Below are 22,682 nucleotides of genomic sequence, written 5' to 3'. Positions count from 1 at the left end.
TCGTCCGACTCGTCCGACATTCCCCCTTCCAAAAACAACCCTTAAAAGCCTTGGTTATTGTCTAATATCTTGTCAATGGTGTCTAATTATTAGACAACTATCCGTTTATGCTTTCTTCTTAATCATCTGATAATCAAGCAAATGTGTTTTTTGGAACGGTTTTGGCATATCATTTAGTATATGAAAAGACTAAAATACATATTATTTCTCTCGCTTTGTTGCCCATCAGCAGTGGCACAAGAGGCGTGGACAATAGACCGCTGCATAGCGTATTCGGTGCAGCACTCCACGCCTTTACACCGTCAACGCATTGAGAACATTCAACATACAGCCGACGAACGAGCAGCTAAGCAAGCCTTTTTGCCTACGATTGCAGCGCAAATGTCGGGGCAGTACAGTTGGGGACGCAATATCAATCCTGAAACAAACACCTATAATACCATTACCACCTTTAATAATTATTATAACATTGGGGCAGAGTTGACCCTCTTTGATGGTGGCAGATTGCTTAACAGCCTTCGTCAGGCACGTCTTATCCGTTCCAATAATGAAACCTTATTGGCAAAACTTGCCGAAGAAAAAGCCATCGTGATAATGAATAAGTTTGTAGAAGCCATATACAACAGGAAGAGCGTAAACCTTGCTGAACGAAAACTTTCGGACAGCAAGGCACTGCTCTACAAAACTCAACGACTTTACGAGTTAGGCGAAAAGGCTCGCCCCGATGTGGTACAAATGGAAAGTCAGGTGGCTGAAGATGAATTTGCACTTCTTCATCAACAAAACGAGGCTCGCACAACATTGCTTGCTTTGAAAACAGAGATGAATTATCCGCTTTCCGACACATTGGTTTTGGACACGTGTACAGTATTGTTATCTGACGAAAAACCAACCTTAGGCAGCCTCTACAATCGTTTTAGCACCGCTTCTCCTAAGGTTCGTAATGCAGAATTTGAAGTTGAGAATGCACGATATGATTATCTTATTCAGCGTACTTCACGTTTGCCTCGCTTAACGTTGTCAGTTGGTATCTCTACCAACTATTTCAAGAGTTTCAACCAAGGAGGTTATCAAGGCTCTGGCTTCTTCAAACAGCTTTCAAACAATATGGGTGAATACGTGGCAGTGTCGCTTTCGATTCCTATTTTCAATCCTTCAATAAAGAACAACATACGCAAAGCCGAAACCAATTGGCACTTAGCGCAACTCGCATTGGAAGAAACACGCCAAAAGGTTGAAGCCAACATTGCGCAAGCACTTATCGACTACGATAATTGCATACAAGAAATAGCGCAAATGAATCGTAAGGTGGCTGCCGACTCTGTGGCTTATCATCTCTCTTTCCGCAAATATGAGGAGGGAATGCTTTCTACTTTCGACCTCCAAACATCAGGTCAGAAACTATTGACAAGTCGTATTCATCTCTTAAAGCTGCAAATGTTGGCAATGATAAAGCAACGAATATTAAACTATTATAAAGGAGACGCACTATGGACATCGAAATAAAACAACCTAAATACATCATTCCACGCAAGTATTGGCTATGGATTGCAGGTGGAATATTACTTGTTGGGGCTATTATTTGGCTCGCTTTAAACAATATGGCTTCATCTATGACGATAGAAAAACGAAAGCTGAATATGGGAGAGGTGCGTTCTGCACAGTTCGACGACTATGTTAGCCTTGATGGTTGTGTAGTTCCAATACAGGTAGTACAAATCTCTCCCGAAGAAGGGGGTGTTATTTTGGAGCGCATAGCTGAAGAGGGCGCACACGTAAGGAAAGGTGATGTAATCGTTAAACTCACCAACAGCAACCTCAATCTTGAAATTCTCAATGCCGAAAGCGAACTTGCAGAGAAACAAAATATGTTGCGCAACACGCAAATATCTATGGAACAAGACCAGCTGAACAATCAAAATGAAGCTGTACAGTTGGCTATGGAGGAGCAAGCAAAGGCACGTGCATACAGTCATCAGAAGGCTTTGAAGGCAGAAGACTTGATAAGTCGAGAGGATTACTTGAAAGCTAAAGAAGACTATGAGTTAGCCATGAAGAAGAATAAACTTATCCGTCAACGATTAGGAAAGAACGCACAACTGCGTAAAGCACAGGTTGAGCAGATGAACGATAACCTTTCGTCAATGGTACGCAATGTGGAGATGGTTCGACAACGAAAAGAACGTTTGCTTGTGCGTTCACAAATAGATGGTGAAGTGGGTCAATTAGATGTTGAATTAGGACAGAGCATCTCCCCCGGACAGAAGATTGGCGTTATCAACGACCTAAGCGATTATAAGATAGAAGCAAAGGTGGACGAGCATTATATCGACCGTGTGCGTGTAGGACTTACCGCCACATTCCAACAAAACGGAACTACTTATCGCCTCCGTGTACGTAAAGTGTTCCCAGAGGTAAAGGATAGTCGTTTTAAGATAGAATTTACTTTTGAAGGAGCACGTCCCAAGAACATCAGAACAGGACAAACTTATTACGTAGACCTCACATTAGGACAATCTAAAAAGGCTATTCTTATTCCTAAAGGCACATTTTATAGTGTTACAGGAGGCAGTTGGATATTCGTGTTAGACAAAGACGGGCAACGGGCTTATCGTCGTAACATTCGCATAGGTCGACAGAACGAACAGTACTACGAGGTATTAGAAGGGCTTGAAGCAGGCGAAACGGTTATCACAAGTGGATATGAAGCCTTTAAAAACTACGAAGTATTGAAATTAAGATAGCAAAACTTTGAAGTCAAAATAATGGAGCATTAAAATTAAAAAAATAATAAAACAACCTCAATATATGAAATATCTCATACATTTAAAATCCTATTTTACCTTCCTTTCAAGGAACAAAGCCTACACAGTTATCAATGTTTTCGGACTTAGTCTTTCATTGATGTTTGTGCTTTTGATGATGATATACGTGAAACAGGAGTACTCCGTAGATAGCAACCTTGCAACTCTCGACCGCTTATACCTCATCGAAAACCGAATGGGAGTAGCAGGACAGGAGGAACGATTTACAGGGAACAGCGTTCAAATGGGCAACTATTTAAAGAAAAACTTCCCCGAAATAGAGCTTACCACTGGTTTTGCACACGAAAGAGATTATACCATTAAGAGCAAGAATGGTACGTCTGAATATGTAGACATTCTCTTTGCAGACAGCACACTTTATCAAGTATTCGACTATCAGCTCACTTTAGGCAACAAAGAAACCGTACTAAAGTCGCCCGAAAATGCAGTGATTTCAGAACAATTTGCACGCCGTCGCTTTGGAAACGCCAATCCTATGGGACAGCGAATATCCATCAACGATACGCTTTCCGTAGTCGTTGCAGGCACATTTGCCACAATGGGAAACACCATTGTTCCATCGGCAGACATTATCTGCACCATCCCTATGAGCGAAAAGCTCGGTATAAGCGACCCCGATTACACAAATTCATTGGGCGGAAGTGAAATTATTATCCAAACAAAGGAAGGATCAGGCGACTTTACACAAAAGAGTAAGCTAATGGAACAAGTAATATTTAAGGCTGCACCTTTCCTCAAAGATTTTGGAATGCACTTCCGTATCGTTCCAATGAAGAGTGTTTATCTCTCTCAAAGCAAAGGTAGAAGCCGCCGTGGCAACATCGGAATGGTACAGCTCTTTGGCTTTGTGGCATTGGTTATTCTGCTTTTTGCCATTATCAATTACGTCAATCTCACCGTAGCTCAAGCCAATAACCGTGCAAGGGAAATGGCTACACACCGTCTTTTTGGTTGTTCAAGGAGCGACATCGTACTCCGACTGATAACAGAGAGCTTTATTCTTTGCTTTGTTTCTTTGCTTGTGGCAGTAGTATTAGGCATCTTCTGTGTGCCTTACATCGAAGAATTGATCAACACAAAGTTGGTTTTATCCGAAGCGCTTACCCTCTCTAATGCCGCATACGTGCTGTTAGCATTGCTCACCATTAGCCTCTTATCGGGCATTATTCCAGCAATATTGCTTTCACGCACCCAACCTATCGAGGTAGTACGTGGCACTTTTCGTCACATTACCAAAATGCGAATGAGCAAAGTATTCATCGTAATACAAAGCATTTGTACAATTGTGCTTATCGCCTCTTCATTGATTATTCACCACCAAATCAAGCATTTGCTCAACGCACCATTGGGTTACAACACCGAACACATTATGCAGTTAGAGTCGCCCTTAGGCTTTGCCGACGCTGATGTTACCCCTTTGATACGTTTCCGTGATGAATTGAAAAAGCTATCGTGTGTAGAAATGGTATCGCTTTGTACCTGTGCACCAATGCAAGGAGGCAGCAACAACTCGCCACGTGTAAAGGGCAAGACGGTAGGTTATCAATTTTTCCGTGGTGACGATAACTTTATCAAGATTTTAGGACTCAAGGTTGAGAAAGACTATCAACTGAATAATGACTTAAAACTTTACATTACACGCAATGTCTTCTCAGCTTTTAATACCCCTGAAACAGCCCGTGAGATAGCAATCTATGGTGATGAAAGTCCTGAAATGAAAGAAAAGATAGGTGGAATTGTAAAGCCGTTCAAGGCAAGTGCCAACGATGATTTCTTAGAATCAGGACCTATTGTTATTTATATTCAACCGAAGGAGGTGAAAAACTATTTGTGCCGTAGCATATTAATTAAGGTGAAAGGCGATGAACAAGCTGCTCAAGAGGCTGTGACTGCACTTTATAAAAAGGTATTCCGTGAAAATCTCCTGCAAAAAGATATATATTTCAAAGACATTATTCGCAGTGGTTATACCGAACAGATACGCTTGTTCCAAATCATAACCCTCTTTGCAGTGATAGCCGTTCTCATTTCGTTCCTCGGACTTATTGCTATGTCTACCTATTTCATTCAGCAACGCAACAAGGAGATAGCACTTCGCAAAGTCTTTGGCTCAACGGGCAGTCAGGTGCATTGGAAGCTAATACGCACTTTCCTCAACTACATTCTGCTTGCCTTCCTACTGAGTATTCCGCTCACGTGGTACTTTATGAACCGTTGGATAAGCGCATACAGCTACCGCACAACGTGGTGGGGGATTTGGATACCCGTAGCGGGCATCATTGTATTGGTTATTTCGTACGCTGCTGTTGCCATACAAAGCTATATAGCAAGCGACGAAAACCCTGTGAAACATTTGAAACAAGAATAAAAACTATAAGTACATACCAATTATGACACTATTCAGCAACCTTAAAATCGCAGTCAATAATCTGCCCCGACGTGGTCAGCACAACATTGCTAAGATACTTTGCTTGTCGTTGGGATTAGCCGTATCATCAGTACTCCTCACCCAAATCTACTTTGAACAGCACTACGACAGCTATTTCCCTGCTGCTAATCGCACCTATCTCATCAACGAACGAATAATACAGAACGGAGAATTGGTTGATTTCGACCAAACCAGCGGTGCAATAGCTCACGGCATCAAGACCTATTCGCCACAAGTGGAGGCTGCCACACGTTATGTGTATCTTAGTTCGGAGGCTACCCTCAGCACCGAAAACAATATGCAGGTAACAGGCAGTATGCTCATCGCAGACAGCTGCTTCTTTGATATTTTCCCAACAAAGATTATTGCCGGCAATGCCAAAGAAGTGCTCACTCAACCACTTTATTGTATGGTGAGCGAAACAATGGCAAAAAAATTAGGTGGAAACGTTGTAGGCAAGCGCATAAAAACAACCGAAATAGAGGGTTCGACACTTATTATCGGCGGTGTGTTTAAAGACTATCCACGCAACACCACTCCACGCAATAGCGATGTGTTGCTCTCGTTAAAGTCGTTATCTTATAGCGGTTTTGACGGTAGCAACCTATGGGTGGGCAACGACTGCTACCACAGCTATATTCGTTTAAAGGAAGGACACACAGCCGAAGAGCTGCGCCCCAATATCGCAAAGATGATAAACGAACGCTTGCCACTAAAAGATATGGAAAAGGCAGGAGTGAAGATGGACTATACCTTGAGCCTGCTTTCAGAACTCCATACTGACAACGAGAATGTAAAAACAATGACGTGGATATTGTCTATCCTTGCCGTCATTATGCTTTTCTCTGCTGTAATGAACTATCTGCTCATCGTTATTGGCAATATGATAAATCGTACACGTGAGATGGCAATGCGAAAAAGCTTTGGTGCAGGACGCACCGACATCGTTTCGCTCATCTTTACAGAGTCGTTGCTCCACGTGGTTCTCTCCATCGTCTTGGCAGCTCTCCTCGTTTATGCGTGCAAGGGCAGCATAGAAGAAACCCTTGCTGCGCCCATAGAAGAACTAATGTTCAGTGAAGGCAGTTGGATAGTGTTAGTGGCTATTCTTACCTTTATGCTCATTGTGGGCGGACTTGTACCAGGGCACATTTACTCGTCTACCCCTGTTACGGCTGCCTTTCGTAGTTATGCTCAACATCACCGCTCGTGGAAATTTGTCCTCTTAGCCATTCAGTTTATAGCTTCGGGAATGTTTTGCTGTATGTTGCTCACCGTTCATCAACAATACGCAATGATGGTAAACTATCCTTTGGGCTATAATCCTGACAACCAATTGGTAATAAAAATGAAAGGTGCAAAAGCAGAAGACTACAACAAGTGTGTAAAAGCATTGCGCACAATGCCTTCTGTGGCAAGCGTTACCACAGCCGAAAACGACCTTGTGTCGTGGAGAAGCGGCAACAACATCTATCAACAGGGCGACAGCAGGGAGTTGCTTAACGTATGCGACCTTTACAACGTATCGGACGGATACCTGAAACAAATGGGGATAAAAATAGTGCAAGGGCGCAACTTTACCGAACAGACCGACAGCCTAAGAGAGGTGATGGTAAGCACGAAATTTATAGAAAAGATGAAGAAAACAGCCCAATGGGACAACAATGTAGTGGGCAAAAGTGTCATCATATCAGAACACAGCCCCAATATGAAAGAGCAATTCACCATTTGTGGCGTGTTCGACAACATCAAAGTGGGAGCAATAACCAATCCTGAAGAACGAGCATCAATACTTTTCTACAATCGCCAACCATCGGGCAACATCATTGTGAAGCTCCACAACATCACATCAGAAAACATTAGCGAGGTGCAAACCCAAATGGAAAAACTTGTACCCAATGCACAAGTGAGCGTAGAGAGCTATCAACTATTGATAAAAGGGCAATATCAGCCACAAAATTCCTTCCGTTTCGCCATTATGGTGTGCGGTCTTGTGATAGTCTTCATTGCCCTATTGGGACTGATAGGTTACACCCTTGACGAGGTGAACCGCCGTCGCAAAGAGATAGCCATTCGCAAGGTGAACGGTGCAGAAACAAGCGACATACTCCGCATCTTTGTACGCAGCATCGCTATGGTGGCTCTCCCTTCGCTTACCATTGGTGCAGTGGCAGCTTATATGCTATCGCTTACGTGGTTAGAACAGTTTAGCGAGCGTATTCAGCTCAATCCTTTGTGGTTCGTGCTTTGTGTGGTGCTTATTCTTCTGCTCATCGTTTCGGTAGTGATTGTAAACAGCAGACGAGTGGCAAACAATAACCCTATGGAATATCTAAAGGACGAATAACAGCGTACCTATCAACAATAAACATTTGAAAACTTAATAAAAAAGAAAAGAAATATGATTACAGTAGAAAATCTTTGTAAGTCGTTTCGCACCGAAGAGGTGGAAACAATAGCGTTGAGCAACGTAAGCATGAACATAGAAGAGGGCGAATTTGTAGCCATAATGGGACCTTCGGGCTGTGGCAAGTCTACCCTACTCAACATTCTCGGACTGTTGGACAATCCTACAAGTGGCAAATATACCTTGGGAGGTCGTGTAGTTTCCGCCCTCAAAGAGCGTCAGCGCACCGAGGTAAGAAAAGGCGAAATAGGTTTTGTGTTTCAGAGTTTCAACCTCATTGACGAGTTGAATGTGGAAGAAAACATTGAGCTACCGCTTACTTATCTTAATATTCCAAAGAAGGAACGCAAAGAGAAGGTGCGCCAAATGATGCAACGAATGAACATTACCCATCGTGCTAAGCATTTCCCTCATCAGTTGAGCGGTGGTCAGCAACAGCGTGTGGCAATAGCCCGTGCAGTGGTTTTCGGTCCTAAACTCATTCTTGCCGATGAGCCTACGGGAAATCTCGACTCTAAGAATGGTGCAGAGGTGATGCGCTTGCTTGCCGAATTAAACCAAGAGGGTACAACAATCGTAATGGTAACCCACAACGAACACGATGCTGCAATAGCACATCGCACCATCAAGATATTTGACGGAAAGATAGTGAAATAATATACATTTAAAGAATGTGTATTTAACATTTAAAAGAGCGAAAAAGAACGTATAAAAACAGCATATAGATGTAATAAATCTGAGGTTTCAAGTCAAGACTTCTCAAAGTTGAACTTTGGGAAGGTCAAAGTTCAACTTTGACAACCCAATACATATATGTTTGACCACGCCAAAGGGCAACTTTCACAGCAAGAAAGTTGCCCTTTTCTGTACAATAATGTTCGGTATGCGAACAAAAAGTGGGTAAAACGAGGGTGTAAGGTTGAAAAGTGATTGCACAAAATTAGAAATATGACACCAATATGCTTATTATCAGAGCGTTAGAATTGCACACGCATATTTGCCGTATTTAGGTACAAGCGGAAGGAAGTTTGCATAAACCGTAAAAACAAGATGTATTTTTAACACGTTTCTATCACGTTTTAACCTTTATTTGGCATAATAAATCAATGACCTTAAAAATATAGTTGGAAAATTATGGTATTCATAAAAAAAATGTTATATTTGTGCGTTCATTGTTTATAAACTTATAATCTTAACTGTATAATATGGCTCAACGACTAATCATATCAACACATTTTGAATGCGAACTTGCAACAGCCATCTCGGAATGTAATCACGACCAAGTGTTTGTGCTTGTAGACGAAACAACAAAAACAAGTTGTTGGGAAAGCATCAATGCCTTTTTCTGCCTGAAAGGGGCAAAGCTCATCACCATAGCGGCTACCGACGAACACAAAACATTGGAAGCCGTGGTCGGAGTTTGGGAAGCCTTGCAGCAAGGAAATGCTACTCGCCACTCGCTAATGATAAACATTGGCGGAGGAATGGTAACCGACTTAGGGGGCTTTGCTGCCTCTACTTTCAAGCGTGGCATCAACTTCATAAACGTGCCTACAACGCTATTGGCAATGATTGATGCAAGTGTGGGCGGAAAAACAGGAATAAACTTTGGCGGATATAAGAACGAAATAGGTGTGTTCAGCGAAGCAAAGTATGTGATAATAGATACTTGCTGGCTGAAAACATTGGATAAAGAAAACTTGTTGAGCGGTTATGCGGAAATGATAAAGCACGGTTTGTTGGCAAACGACACGATGTGGAACGAGTTGGTAACAATGGATTTTGAAGCCTTAGACCTTGAAAAACTAAAGAAAATGATAGCCCAAAATCTGAAAGTGAAGGAGCGCATTGTGACAAAAGACCCTTTGGAACAGGGCATACGCAAGGCATTGAACCTTGGGCATACCTTTGGACACGCCTTTGAAGCGTGGGCATTGCGCCGCAAACCCATATTGCACGGTGTGGCTGTGGCATACGGAATGGTGTGCGAGCTGTACTTATCGGTAGTGAAAAAAGGATTTCCAACCGATAAAATGCGTACCACAGTAAACTTTATTAAGGCGAATTATGGGGTATTGGGCATTACGTGCAATGATTATGACGAACTTATCGACTTGATGAAACACGATAAGAAAAATCGTTTTGGCAATATCAATGTTTCGCTATTGAGCAATATTGGCGAGGCAAACATCAACCAAACCATAAGCGAAGACGAAGCAAAAGAGGCGTTAGATTTCTTCAGAGAAGGCTACGCATAGATGGAGAGAATATAAAAAGTGCGTAAAAATCATAGTTTGGGCAACAATGGGCTTCGCCGTGTTAAACCATTTTACGTTTACTATGATTTTTACGCACACTAAAATTGATTACTTCACAAACTTTTCTACAAACTCATCTTCCGAAATGATGGGTATTCCCAATTGTTGGGCTTTAAGGTTTTTGCCCGAAGTGCTGGTTACATCATTATTAATAAGGTAGTTTGTAGATTTCGACACGCTACCCGTAACCTTTCCGCCTTGACTTTCTATATAGGCTTTCAGCTCGTTGCGGTTCTTATAATGGTGTACATCGCCCGTTACCACAAAAGTTAAGCCTGCACATTGTTCGCCTTGAGGCGCATTAGAAGGCGCTGAGATGATAAGTTCGGGCAGTAAATCGTCTACTATCTTTATATTCGTAGGCACTTGCATCCAAGTAACGAACGACGTACTCTTTTCTGGTCCGATGCCCGAAATGGTAGAAAAGAGGGTTGTGTCTTCGGCTGAACGAGCTTGCGCAATGAGTTCGGTAAGCGGATAGGCTGAAAGTAAGCGGGTGCAAACGTCCTGACCTACAAGCGGAATATTGAGTGCAAAAAGCAATTGGCGTGCCTCAACACTGCGCGCTTTCTCGATAGCTTTCAACAGATTGGTAACGCTTTTTGCGCCGAAACCTTCCATTGTGCGCAATTCGGATGCGTGGTTGGCAAGGTGGAACAGGTCGGCATATTCCGAAACCCACCCAAGATTGATCAACTTCTGTAAAGTTTGTTCGGACAGTCCGTCAATATTCACACCCTCTTTGGACACAAAGCGGGCAAACTTCTTCAATTGTTTGGCTGCGCAATGTGGGTTGGTGCAGTGCAAAGTCTTTGTTCCACTACTCTCGCTTTCAATGATTTGTGTAGCAGCGTGGCACACTGGACACTCGGTAGGTATGGTAAGCGTGCCTATGCGTTCGCTCACATTGATAACCTTAGGTATGATTTTGTTTGCCTTGATTACGGCAATGCGTGTGCCTTTGTCGCCTATTCCCAAGCGTTCGCATTCTGAAATGTTGCACAAACTGGCACGCTTTACGGTTGTACCTTCCAAGTCGACAGGCTTAAAGATGGCTACGGGCGAAATGGTAGATGCAGCACACGACCATTCTATTTCTATCAGTTCGGTGTCTTTGCTCTCGTCCTGCCACTTAAAGGCATAACCAGCACGGGTGGCGTGATGACCCGTAACCGAGCCTGAAGCGGCATATTCGGCATCATCGTAACAGATAACAAGTCCGTCGACAGGGTAATCGAAGGCATTGAGCTTGTCGGTCCAACGGGCTATCTCCTCATTCACATTATTAATATTAGGCACGTCCACACGATTACGCTCTACCGTTTGGAAGCCCAAGGAGGTGAGAAAGTCCATCTGTTCGCCCCACGTAGTGAGGTCTTCGTCGCTATGCTGAAGCGTGAAAGGTATCCAACGGAGGTGGCGAGCTTTGACCTCGTTGACGTCTTTGAGGGTCAATGAACCCGATGCAAGGTTGCGTGGGTTGGCATACTCTTCCCCACTCTCGATGTTGAACTGCTGAAAGTCGGAGTAACTTATCAAGGCTTCGCCACGAATAACGATATGCCCTGTATTGGTAATGGTGGGCAAAATTCCGTCAATGGCTGATGCCAAGTGGGTGATATTTGTTCCCACGTGTCCATTACCACGTGTTACAACCTTTGTAAGTTTTCCGTTATCGTAGGTGGCAACGAGGGTTAAACCGTCTAATTTCCACGAAATCCATATTGATTTGCCCTCTGCCCACTTTACAAGGTCTTCCGTTTGTTTGGTCTTTGCTAAAGAAAGGGTTGCAAACTCGTGAGCTTCTTTTTGTCCTGCTATGGTGTCTGCACTTACATTGGCAGTAGGCGAATTGGGCAAAGTGATGCCTGTCTCGTCTTCCAAATGCTTCAATTGGTCGAAAGCAGCGTCCCATTCGTGGTCGGACATTAGTTCGCTTTTACCATTATAGTAGGTGTCTGATGCTTCGTTGAGCCGTTCTACAAGGCTTTGCATCAATTGTATTTTATCTTCTTGTGTCATTTCTAAGTTCTTGTTGTTTTGCTTTTAAATAGAGAAAGCTGTGTTTATAAATTGAGAAATGTTGTTTGTAAAGAGAGAATCGATTGCTTGTAAATGGGATTATGTTTGTCTTTAAATAAGATTACGTTCGTCTTTAAATAAGATTACACTTATCTGTAAATGAAGTAATTACCGCCATCGCTTTCGCAATACTTCTTAACAAGCGACTGAATAAATGCAGCGTTTTGGCGTACATTATCCTCGTTGCCATCGTATCCATTGATAAGCACCACGAGATGGGTGGTGTTGAGGTCTATCTTGGTTCGCTCGTTGTCGGACGTAGGTGTACCCACTCCGCCCTCTGCATCACGATAAACAGGGAGTCCTTCTATATTGATTGCGCCTCGTCCGATGCCTTCGTAGGGCTCGCCCTTTTTGCCCACACCCAATGTAAGTGTATCGCCTACAAACTTATCTGCATCAAATCCACCAATACTATATCCGTATGCAATAGACGCAAGATTGATTAAGTCGACCAAAGTATCTATCTGATAAAGGGCTTTCCCTTGCAACATACGGCGTATAAGGGCTTCTGATGCAGGGCGATAGCGTGAGGGGTCTTTTCCACAAGCTCGATACACACGGCGTGTAGCTGCAATGCCTGACATCTCTTTCAACGAGTCTGTGGTGAGTTCGGCTCGAAACTTTTCGCCCAAAAGATGAATTTCATCCCACAAAGGTTGGCAGTAAGGTGTGTTCTTGACCTTTGCTTCCACACAAGCACCCACAAAGTTGGGGCAAACAACTTCAATTTCTTTACTTACAATTACTTCCATAGGGTTTTAATTAATTGACCTTTCACTTGCAATCACTACATCTTAGAAATTCTATGGATTGCTTTTTCACTTACAATCATTACATCTTAAAATTTCCAACGATTAGCTTTTCACTTACAATCATTGCACCATAGCGTTTTTATTAATTGTTGGTCAGCAGCTGTCCATTCCAACTGAGAAAACTCTGATGGCAATAACCAACGAGCATCAAGATGAGCGAGCAACTTGAATTCATAGTCCTCCGCAATGCAATCGTAAGCAGTTAGGGTAATAGAAAAGTCAGGGTAGTCGTATGAAACAGTGCCAAGTAGCTGACCTACATAGATTTTCCAGTCCATTTCCTCACGTATTTCACGCAACAAAGCTTCGTGCATTGGCTCGCCATCATTCACCTTTCCACCAGGAAATTCCCAGTGTTCGGCTACATACGATAATCCTTTTCTTAACCGCTGTGTACATAAGATTTTTTCGCCTTGACGTATCACTCCACAAACCACATTTATATGTTTTTTCTCCATATTACCTTATTTTCTACAAATATACAATAAAAGATAAAATAAGTAGCTGTTTTTCTTAAAAAATATTGACCTTAAAGCTTTGGTAATCGGAACTTTTAATTAACTTTGCGGACGTTTTTATTCAATCAATTTATTTCTATAATATGTCAACATTAACAATCGCTATTATTTGCGTTTTTGTTCTGGGCTACGCAACGATAGCCACAGAAAGTTTTATGAAGATTGACAAGGCTGCCATAGCCTTGTTGATGTTTGTGTTCTGCTGGACTCTTTATATGTTTGATCCAGCTCCTTTTGTTCAGTTAATGCACCCTGATGAGTTTACGCACGTGACTGAAAACATTCCTGAGTTCGTCAACAAGGTGATTATTGAGCATCTTGGCGACACGTCCACAACGCTTTTCTTCCTTATGGGAGCAATGACGATTGTGGAAATTGTAGACCAGAATGGTGGATTCAATTGGGTGAAAGACGTAATGAAGACCAAGTCGAAGCGTGGCTTGATGTGGCGTATCGCCTTTATGACTTTCCTTTTATCTGCCATTCTCGACAACCTTACAACAAGTATCGTGATGATAATGATTTTGAGAAAGCTCGTTTCAAGTCGTGAAGACCGACTTATCTACGCTGGACTCATTATCATTTCAGCCAACTCGGGCGGTGCTTTCTCTCCAATAGGTGATGTTACAACCATTATGCTTTGGAATGCGGGGATGATTACTGCCGCTGGTGTCATCAGCGAAATATTAATTCCATCGCTTGTATCTATGCTTATTCCAGCCTTTATCTTGCAATATCACTTAAAAGGAGACTTAGAAGAGAGCGTAAACGTTGCAGACAATGGCGAAAGCAGTGAAGACTTTAATGCCACTCAACGTAAGATAATCTTCGCAGTGGGTGTAGGTGGCTTGATGTTCGTTCCTATTTTCAAGTCGATAACTCATCTTCCTCCGTTTGTGGGCATTATGTTAGTCTTGGGAATGTTGTGGACTGTGACTGAAGTGTTCTATCGTCAGCTTCACAAAGTTAAAGGTGGCAGCGAAAGTTTTGCAAAGCGTGTTACTTCATTGTTGAGCCGTATTGATATGGCAACTATCCTTTTCTTCCTTGGTATATTGATGGCTGTAGCTTGTTTGCAAGAGATAGGTGTTCTTATGCAGTTGGGTAGCTCTTTGAACGTTGTATTCGACGGCAACCATTACGCTGTAACAGGTATCATTGGTGTGCTTTCATCAATTGTAGACAATGTACCTTTGGTAGCTGGAAGTATGGGTATGTATCCTGTTCAACCTGGAACAGATATGGCTGTTGACGGCATCTTCTGGCAGTTGTTAGCTTATTGCGCTGGTGTTGGTGGTTCAATGCTTATCATTGGTAGTGCTGCAGGTGTAGTAGTAATGGGCCTTGAGAAAATTTCTTTCGGTTGGTATATGAAGAAAATCACTTGGATAGCTTTCACAGGCTATATAGCTGGTATTGCTTGCTACTACGTTATTCGTACATTTATTTTCACTACACCTCTTTAATCGTATAGTTCTACACCTCTCTTCACTAAGAGGGGTGTAGTAAGCTCAAAAGATTAGTAATTTAGGGAAGAGAAGCTATATTGCAACCATCTTTTCATCTATTGCACTCCTCTTTTATCGACACAAAATATCCCCCTACTGCGTGTGCAATAGGGGGATTTTTTTTGTTTTATAAGCCTGATAATTAAACTCAAATCGGTCATTAAACCAGTTTGGGTTTGAGTTAATTGAGATGTGTATAAAGAGTAGCCCCTTGCACCTACTGCGCACAACTATTTTAACCCATAATTTGTATATTCCACCTTATTATTATACCTTTGCAGTGGTTATCAAAATGATAATTAGGGGGTGCTTGCTCTATTGGGTAGGCTGAGAATATACCCAATAAACCTGATACGGGTAATGCCGTCGTAGGGAAACTCCCTTAAGTTTACTTATCAAAAAAAACAACAGAATGAAAAATATTTTGGTGCTTGCAGCGCTTGCTTCGGCAGCTAATGCAAACGCTCAATCGGTAGACACACTGCAAAACCAAGAACTGCAAGAGGTAGTTGTGGCAGGTGTACGTGCTCAAAAGAATGCGCCTTACGCTGTAAGCAACATCAAAAAGGCCGAATTGGCTAATTTCTCTAAAACAGGTCGCGAACTTCCTTTCCTCTTCGCACATACCCCTGGTGTGTTTGCGTGGGGCGAAAACGGATTGGGTACAGGTACGGCAGCTATGCGCATTCGTGGTGCGGCAGGTAGTCGCATCAACATTACGCTCGATGGAGTGTCGCTCAATTCGCCTGAAGACCAAACCGTGTTTTGGGCAAATATGAACTCATACGGTGCACTGATGGGTAGTGTGCAGATACAGCGTGGTATCGGTACATCGACCAATGGCGATGGTGCTTTCGGAGGGTCTATCTCTTTGGCTACGGCTACACCAAGCTATAAGCCTTCGGCAGAGGTGAGTGGGTCGTACGGAAGTTACAACACTTACAATAGCGGTGTAAAGTTTTCGACAGGATTGCTGTGGAATCACCTCATTTTCGATGGTGCTTACCACGAGACAGGTACTGATGGCTATCTTCACGGCACAAGTGGACGCTCGGGGTCTTACTATGGTGGGCTAACGTGGATAGGCGATAAGTTCCAAATACGCTACAAGAACATTGGCAACTTTGAGAAAACAGGACAGGCGTGGAATGGTGTTGTGGCTGGCAACAACGACGCATCGTTGATGGGAAAAGACATTAAGACCTACAAGGACTTGTACGACCGTGGTTTAGGACGTTTTAACCCGCTGTACGAAGGATTGGTTTTCGACTACGATAAATATGCTTTCCCAACCAATGAGAACGGAAAATACCAAACCTACCGCTATAAAATGGACGATGGAACGTATTGGGCCAAAACCACCGACAACTTCTATCAGAACCACAACATTCTATCGGCAGCGTGGAAACCCAACGCCTCATGGTCGCACAACGTGGCATTGCATTACACCTACGGACACGGCTATTACAGCGAGTTCCGCCCCAACAACAAGTTTAAGAAGTTTGGTTTGGTGGCTAACGATGTAAATGGTAAGAAGATAGAGTATGGCGACTTTGTACGCAAAAAGGGACTCACACAGCATACGGCAGGTATTGTGTACAACGCAAACTATACGGATGAAAAGTGGAACGTATTGAGTGGCATCAACTTGCAACACTTTGTAGGCGACCATTTTGGCTATCTCACCTACGTTGCCAACAAAGGACAGGTACAGGATTTCAAGGGATTGAAGTATTACGACTCGGACGGCAGAAAGCGCGATTACAGTGCTTTCGTCAAAGCTACTTACCACGTAAACGATGCGTGGGACTTGTTTGCAGATGCGCAATATCGTCACGTAAATTTCTCGGCTGAAGGCAAGAACGACAAATTTTACGAGCAGCCCGACGGAACATACTTTAATCAAATACTGGACATCAATGCCAATTACAATTTCTTCAACCCCAAGGCTGGTGTAAGCTATCATAAAGATGGACATAAGGCTTACGCATCTGTGGCATACGCAGGTCGTGAACCCGAACGCAACAACTTTACCGACAATGGAAAATATCCAGCACCAAAGGCAGAACACTTGGTAGACGTAGAATTGGGCTACCAGTATGCAGCCAACAATTGGCGTGCAGGGGCTAATCTTTACTATATGGGCTACAAAGACCAGTTTGTACAGACGGGCGAACAGAGCGATATAGGCGAAAACCTTACCACCAACGTAGATAAATCGTACCGTATGGGTGCAGAACTTACAGCAGGTTGGGACGCTACATCGTGGCTCACCCTTGAAGGTAATGCTGCATTGAGCATCAACAAGATTAAAGATTTTGACGAGTATGTGGACAATTGGAAAGGAAAACCATTGAAGCTACACTACGATAATTCTACCCTCGCTTTCTCGCCTTCGGCTATTCTCAATGGTTTTGTTAATTTCCATTACAAAGCATTCCAAGCTGTGTGGCACACCAACTATGTGAGCCGTCAGTATTTGGACAATTCGGAAAACAAAGACCGCTCATTGCCTGCGTTCTCACAAAGCAACATCAACTTGAATTACACCTTCAATACAAGCAAAAAGGTGTGTGGACTGAAGGAAGTGGCATTAGGGTTGAGCCTCAACAATGTGTTCAACAGCCATTATGCAGCAAGCGGATGGGTGTACAGCGCAGTAAGCAAAAAGTATGGCTACACCAACGACAACCGCTACTACCAAATAGGATTTATGCCAATGGCTGGATTTAATATAATGGGTAACGTTACTTTGAAATTCTAATCGGACTATATATAATAAGGTGTGCCGTGAGTAATGGCACACCTATTTTATATATAACAACGCACAAAAATATGTTCGATAGCATTATTCAGTATTTTCAAGAAGCCGATACTTACCAGATATTAGATGTGATGGGAACGATAATCGGACTCGTTTACATCTACCAAGAGTACAAAGCCAGTATATGGTTGTGGCTTACGGGCATCATTATGCCTGCGGTTTACACTGTGGTGTATTATGAAGCAGGTCTGTATGCCGACTTCGGAATGCAGATATATTATATCCTTGCAGCGGTATATGGTTATCTGTATTGGCAGTTTGGCAAACGCCATAAAACCCAAGAAGAGGTAAAAATAAGTAGGTTTCCACGACACAAACTACTGCCTTCGTTCATTGTTTTCTTTGCACTTTGGGGCTTGTCCTATTTTATTTTGATTACCTTTACCAACTCTACCGTACCTGTACTTGATAGCTTTGGTAACTCACTAAGCTTTCTCGGACTGTGGGCATTGGCAAAGAAATACATTGAACAGTGGTGGATATGGATTGTAGCTGATGTGGAGTTGGCGGCGCTCTATGTGTACAAAGGTATTCCGTTTACGGCAGGGCTGTATGCACTCTATGCAGTGATAGCATTAGCAGGATATTACAAATGGAAAAAAATGATGATGGAGGAGTATGAAAGAACTTAAAACAGAATATGATGTTGTGATACTTGCTGCAGGCGATTTTCCAACATCGGTTGTGCCTATGCGTGTTCTTCGCAATGCCAAACATTTGGTGGTGTGCGATGGAGCTGTAAACGAACTTGATCAATTGGGCATTATACCCGAAGTGATAGTAGGCGATGGCGATTCTATTTCGCCTACATTGAAAGCGAAGTATCAACACATTCTGCATACCATAGCCGAACAAGAGGATAACGACCTTACGAAGGCAACCAAATATGCGTTGCAGCATTTTCAGCTCAATAAAAAGCCCTCATTCTGCTATCTTGGGGCAACGGGCAAACGTGAAGACCATACCTTGGGCAACATTGCGCTGCTACTACATTATTATAAGTATTTGGAGATAGAGCCAACAATGGTAACAGACTATGGGTACTTTATGCCTTCAAGTGGGAAAACTACCTTTGCAGCCTTTCCACATCAGCAAGTGAGCATCTATCAAATGGGATGCAAAGAGCTGAAAAGCGAAGGGCTGAAATGGGAAATCTATCCTTTCAGTGCGCTATGGCAGGGTACGCTGAACGAAGCTATCGGCAATGCGTTTACCATTGATGGCGATGCAGCGTACTTGGTATATCAAACGCATCAACCTAAGCTATAACGTAAGCATCCAATATTAGCCGCCTTTCACACCAACAAATAACCCTTATATGTCTGGCAGCATATAAGGGTTATTTGTTATTTGAAGTTTGAAGGTAGCATTTTCGTGAGTTCCTCCTCCGTCATATCTGGCAGGGACCTTGAAAGAACTTCCTTCATCCATTTGTATGGCTCTATGCCTGCTTCCCTGCAACACGCCATAAAGGTATAGAAGATGGCGTTGTTCTCTGCTCCCTCATTGTTACCACAGAACAGGTAGTTCTTTCTTCCAAGCGTGATGGGTCTGATGGCCTGTTCCATAAGGTTGTTGTCTATGTTGAAGCGTCCGTCCTGCACATACCTGCCAATGCGTATCCATACGGCGAAGGCATAACGCAGTGCCTTCTCCATAGCTTCGCCTGGGGTGTACTGNATCCTTAATCTTAAGCTCAGCATCCCTTTGCTCAAGAAGTTTAACAACAGCTTCCCGAGTGAGAGAATGGTAGTCAGATGTCATTGTACTATAAGGCATATCCATCACATTATCAGTTCTTTATACGATGTAAAGTTACGAAAAATATCTGACACTGGCAAGAAAATACTAAGATTTATTGTATCTTTTTCTTCGGTAGCAATTAGGATTTATACCTTCAATATAGAGTACCAATTCGTCCCAGCGAAGTTCATAAAATCCAACTCTCGCCCGTATGATTTTAGGACTCAGGCAACCCTGTGCCATCTGTTTATGATACACGACAAAACCACAGCGTTCCCAGTGCAGCAATTTAATTCGGTTACGGGCTCGATTGTAGAAAACGTAGACAACACCATCAGAAGGATTGAAGTCATTGCTGCGTACCAATTGGGACAGGCGAAGAATACCCTGACGCATGTCCACAGGAGTGCAACAAACCCGAAAAACATTTGTTTCATTGAGTACAAACATAAGTTTTTCGGGCAAAGGTAGTAAAGCAAGAATGTTACACAAAGGCGGCTAATATTGGATGCTTACGCTATAACCTCGGTTTTGGATAGGATAATCAAGGAAAACAAAAAGCCCCAACTCTTGTGCTGTTATCATCGTTTTAACGAATAGCAAAGAGTTGGGGCTGTATTTTTTATATTGCTTTAAACCCAATCGGCCGTCCGACTGGTCTAACGACCGATTTGGGTTAAAAAGAAGTTTATGCTTCTGTTTCAGCTTCTTGGCGGTCGTCAATGTTATCACCTTCGGTAGGGCGCAACACTTCTTCAAAGTTTGAAATGCCTGCATTGATAAGGATGTCGTACCACTGAAGGAGCTTCTTGATGTCGCTATTGTGTACGCGATCGCGGTCAAACTCAGGAAGTACTTCTGCAAAATAGTCTTGCAATTCTTTGCCCGATGCCTTACGCCAGTTGAGCGAACTTGTCTTTCCTTCTTCCTTGTTGCGTACGTTAATCAATACATCTATCAATGGTACATCTTCTGTTTCGGTAAACATAGCGATGTCAGCAAGACTTGTAACACGGTCGGTAGCAAAAGCTGGGATACGCTTGTTTGTGCCATCAAGGGCTTCTACTATCAAGTTCATTTTTGCACGGCTAACCAATCGGTAGAGACCTGGCTTACCTGCGATTGAAAGAATTGTCTGTAACATTGTTTCTTTGTTTATATTTTATTTCTTATTTGTTTATTTCCAATTGTTCTAATATTTGGCTTATCTGCTTGTTTACATCGACTTTGCCATCATTCAGAATGGTGTAGTCGCTTCGTTGGGCTACTTCCTCTTGCGCCATTTGCCGATGTATCCACGCTAACGCCTTGGCCTCGCTGATGCCATCGCGTGCCATAATGCGTTCTACACGGATAGCCTCAGGGGCGAGTACGCACACCACCTTATCTATATGGGTGCGATGAATGAAGTCGCTATCGAAGAGGATTGCACTCTCTATCCACGTATAGCCCGACTGTTCAAAGTCGGTTGCCACAGCGGGATGTACTATGTTGTTGATGGCTGCGGCATTGTCGCTACTCTGCAACAAATACTTTGCCAATACGGCTTTCTGCAACGCTCCGTCCTTAAACACCGCTTCGCCCACTTCGGCAGAGAGCTTTTCTTGCAGTTCGATGGAGGTTCGCATCAGCCGTTTTGCTGCTGCATCGCTGTCGTACACTTGTATTCCGTGGGCAGAAAGTCGGTTGCAAACGTATGATTTTCCGCTCCCTATTCCTCCCGTTATTGCTATTATCATTGCTTTACCTCACTAATTATGAGTTATCAAATAGGAGGATTATCGCTGTTCGATGAGGTAGTCCACCATAGAGACCACAGGACGAGCGTTGCGAATACCCTTTGGCATTGCTTTCACATAAACGTTACACTTCTCTGTCTTGTGGTTTTCTATTTCCTTATAGTCAACTATCACTTTAAAACCATCGTGTTTCAACTCGTTTGAGCCATCTATCTTGGGCAACGACTTTACTCTTTCAGCTCCAACAGCAAACTTTACTTTTATCGTTCCTGGGAACACTCGCATCACTTTGTCTGCAGGTACATTGATGGTTTCTATCGGTACATCAACCGTTTCTTCGGTCAAGATGTCGGGATAGAGCTTCAGCTTAACTTTCAAAGGCAATGCCTTCGCATTCTTCATCTTCTGTAATCCCACCTTTTGAACGATAGGTTCGCTAACATTGGTTAACTCTATGCGCTGTGTAGAAACATATTTTATACTGTCTAACAGCTTCTTAGAAGCATATACCGTAACGCTATCGGGTACGAATTGTACGTGTGGAAGATAATACCCCTTGGCTGGAAGAACCATTCCTTCAAGTCGAACAGGCACTTTCTTGCAACGCCCGTAATTGTAACTATATACCAACGAATTGGCTTTTACCGAAACAATCTTTGTGCTTGATGATAATTGTTGAGCCAAAAGACGTTGTATTTCACTGACTTGGATTTCGCCTGTGCTTCCAGAATGACTATTCGCATCAAAGTCGAAATAGAGCGGACGCAAATCGCCTTGCGTTATATAGTTGGCTATGACATACCCTTTGTCACGCAATGTAACCTTCACAACGGAGTCAACTTCGCCTGTTATCACCACATTCTTGGGTACTCCAGCAAGTTTTAATTCCACGGAGAAGTCTTGTTCGTAGTAGTCGTCTAAGGCATTGATAAGCCAAAAGAAGCCACTAAGAATAAGAAAAAACAAAAAAATCAGAAACTCCTTGTTGAAGAATTTCGACACGAAGTTCCTGATTATTTCAAATGTATGTAGTGATTTTCCCACCATATATACATTACGTTTTGGGGTTTTAGCTTCTAAAAATAATAGGCTTTAACGTTTTATTTGCCTTGTCCTAAGCGCATTGCTTCAGCATCTGCAAATACATAACCTTTATCTACAGTGATGACAACACCACGTGCTATTTCCACATCAATCTTGTTTACGGTCAAGTCGACACGCTTTACTTTGCCAAAGATACCACCACCTGTAACAACAGAGTCGCCTTCTTTCAATGCGTTTTGGAAAGCTCTAATCTGCTTTTGCTTCTTCTGCTGTGGACGAATCATAAACAACCACATAATTGCAAATACTGCAACCATCATTAAAATCATTGGCAATGGGCTTCCCGATGCAGCACCTTGAGCTGCTAATAGAATAACTGTATTCATTTCGTTATTTGTTTTTTATTTTTATTTCTTTGGTTTAATTCTGCT

General features: G+C 42.8%; 19 protein-coding genes and 1 riboswitch. Of the genes, 10 read left to right on the top strand and 9 right to left on the bottom strand.

Features of this window, described 5'->3' with window-relative positions; translation table 11 throughout:
- Positions 1–180 precede the first annotated feature (180 nt).
- From CZ367_RS07405 to aroB, 6 genes are all read left to right on the top strand, one after another.
- Complete coding sequence (locus CZ367_RS07405) at positions 181–1,506, top strand: TolC family protein (protein ID WP_077196275.1); 1,326 nt, start codon at positions 181–183, stop codon at positions 1,504–1,506.
- Complete coding sequence (locus tag CZ367_RS07400; RefSeq protein WP_077196273.1) at positions 1,491–2,744, top strand: efflux RND transporter periplasmic adaptor subunit; 1,254 nt, start codon at positions 1,491–1,493, stop codon at positions 2,742–2,744. The genes CZ367_RS07405 and CZ367_RS07400 overlap by 16 nt, the downstream gene beginning before the upstream one ends.
- Before the next feature lie 64 nt (positions 2,745–2,808).
- Positions 2,809–5,193, top strand: a complete 2,385-nt coding sequence (locus tag CZ367_RS07395) for an ABC transporter permease (RefSeq protein WP_077196272.1) — start codon at positions 2,809–2,811, stop codon at positions 5,191–5,193.
- A gap of 22 nt (positions 5,194–5,215) precedes the next feature.
- The gene (locus CZ367_RS07390) at positions 5,216–7,600 is read left to right on the top strand and encodes an ABC transporter permease (RefSeq protein ID WP_077196271.1); all 2,385 of its coding nucleotides are present in this window, start codon (positions 5,216–5,218) and stop codon (positions 7,598–7,600) included.
- A 54-nt stretch (positions 7,601–7,654) separates the two neighbouring features.
- Positions 7,655–8,317 (top strand): ABC transporter ATP-binding protein, encoded by a 663-nt coding sequence (locus tag CZ367_RS07385; protein WP_077196270.1) that lies wholly within the window; start codon positions 7,655–7,657, stop codon positions 8,315–8,317.
- A 548-nt stretch (positions 8,318–8,865) separates the two neighbouring features.
- Positions 8,866–9,918: a 3-dehydroquinate synthase gene (gene aroB, locus CZ367_RS07380; RefSeq protein ID WP_077196269.1), complete on the top strand. Its 1,053-nt coding sequence runs from the start codon at positions 8,866–8,868 to the stop codon at positions 9,916–9,918.
- Between the two features lie 108 nt (positions 9,919–10,026).
- Here aroB and ligA read toward each other — a convergent pair whose 3' ends face one another.
- The 3 genes from ligA to CZ367_RS07365 all read right to left on the bottom strand — a co-directional run bounded on the left by ligA (position 10,027) and on the right by CZ367_RS07365 (position 13,333).
- Positions 10,027–12,000, bottom strand: a complete 1,974-nt coding sequence (gene ligA, locus CZ367_RS07375; protein ID WP_077196268.1) for an NAD-dependent DNA ligase LigA — start codon at positions 11,998–12,000, stop codon at positions 10,027–10,029.
- Between the two features lie 149 nt (positions 12,001–12,149).
- A complete protein-coding gene (locus tag CZ367_RS07370; protein ID WP_077196267.1) occupies positions 12,150–12,815 on the bottom strand; it encodes a B3/B4 domain-containing protein in 666 nt (221 codons plus the stop codon).
- A gap of 110 nt (positions 12,816–12,925) precedes the next feature.
- Positions 12,926–13,333: a (deoxy)nucleoside triphosphate pyrophosphohydrolase gene (locus CZ367_RS07365; protein WP_077196266.1), complete on the bottom strand. Its 408-nt coding sequence runs from the start codon at positions 13,331–13,333 to the stop codon at positions 12,926–12,928.
- A gap of 143 nt (positions 13,334–13,476) precedes the next feature.
- On the opposite strand from CZ367_RS07365, the gene nhaD reads away from it, so the two are divergent.
- From nhaD to CZ367_RS07345, 4 genes are all read left to right on the top strand, one after another.
- On the top strand, positions 13,477–14,859 hold the full coding sequence (nhaD, locus tag CZ367_RS07360; RefSeq protein ID WP_077196265.1) for a sodium:proton antiporter NhaD: 1,383 nt from the start codon (positions 13,477–13,479) through the stop codon (positions 14,857–14,859).
- Between the two features lie 334 nt (positions 14,860–15,193).
- Positions 15,194–15,293, top strand: a riboswitch (TPP riboswitch).
- A 20-nt stretch (positions 15,294–15,313) separates the two neighbouring features.
- Positions 15,314–17,665 (top strand): TonB-dependent receptor, encoded by a 2,352-nt coding sequence (locus CZ367_RS07355; protein ID WP_077197394.1) that lies wholly within the window; start codon positions 15,314–15,316, stop codon positions 17,663–17,665.
- A 71-nt stretch (positions 17,666–17,736) separates the two neighbouring features.
- Positions 17,737–18,357, top strand: a complete 621-nt coding sequence (pnuC, locus tag CZ367_RS07350; RefSeq protein WP_077197393.1) for a nicotinamide riboside transporter PnuC — start codon at positions 17,737–17,739, stop codon at positions 18,355–18,357.
- Positions 18,344–18,994, top strand: coding sequence for a thiamine diphosphokinase (locus CZ367_RS07345; RefSeq protein WP_077196264.1), 651 nt, complete (start codon positions 18,344–18,346; stop codon positions 18,992–18,994). Before pnuC ends, CZ367_RS07345 begins: the two co-directional genes overlap by 14 nt.
- Before the next feature lie 77 nt (positions 18,995–19,071).
- On the opposite strand, the gene CZ367_RS07340 is transcribed toward CZ367_RS07345, so the two are convergent.
- From CZ367_RS07340 to yajC, 6 genes are all read right to left on the bottom strand, one after another.
- On the bottom strand, positions 19,072–19,428 hold the full coding sequence (locus tag CZ367_RS07340; protein ID WP_077196263.1) for an IS66 family transposase: 357 nt from the start codon (positions 19,426–19,428) through the stop codon (positions 19,072–19,074).
- 145 nt (positions 19,429–19,573) lie between these two features.
- On the bottom strand, positions 19,574–19,918 hold the full coding sequence (tnpB, locus tag CZ367_RS07335) for an IS66 family insertion sequence element accessory protein TnpB (protein ID WP_077195453.1): 345 nt from the start codon (positions 19,916–19,918) through the stop codon (positions 19,574–19,576).
- Between the two features lie 238 nt (positions 19,919–20,156).
- Positions 20,157–20,612: a DUF5606 family protein gene (locus CZ367_RS07330; RefSeq protein ID WP_077196262.1), complete on the bottom strand. Its 456-nt coding sequence runs from the start codon at positions 20,610–20,612 to the stop codon at positions 20,157–20,159.
- 25 nt (positions 20,613–20,637) lie between these two features.
- Entirely contained in the window at positions 20,638–21,207 is a 570-nt protein-coding gene (coaE, locus tag CZ367_RS07325; RefSeq protein ID WP_077196261.1) for a dephospho-CoA kinase, read from the bottom strand.
- A 39-nt stretch (positions 21,208–21,246) separates the two neighbouring features.
- Positions 21,247–22,254: a CdaR family protein gene (locus tag CZ367_RS07320; RefSeq protein WP_077196260.1), complete on the bottom strand. Its 1,008-nt coding sequence runs from the start codon at positions 22,252–22,254 to the stop codon at positions 21,247–21,249.
- Between the two features lie 53 nt (positions 22,255–22,307).
- The gene (gene yajC, locus CZ367_RS07315) at positions 22,308–22,637 is read right to left on the bottom strand and encodes a preprotein translocase subunit YajC (protein WP_077196259.1); all 330 of its coding nucleotides are present in this window, start codon (positions 22,635–22,637) and stop codon (positions 22,308–22,310) included.
- Positions 22,638–22,682 lie beyond the last annotated feature (45 nt).

Source organism: Prevotella ihumii, from assembly GCF_900155655.1.
GTDB classification, from domain to species: domain Bacteria; phylum Bacteroidota; class Bacteroidia; order Bacteroidales; family Bacteroidaceae; genus Prevotella; species Prevotella ihumii.
Note: the sequence above shows the minus strand (reverse complement) of the source record. Positions and strands in the feature narration are given on the sequence as shown.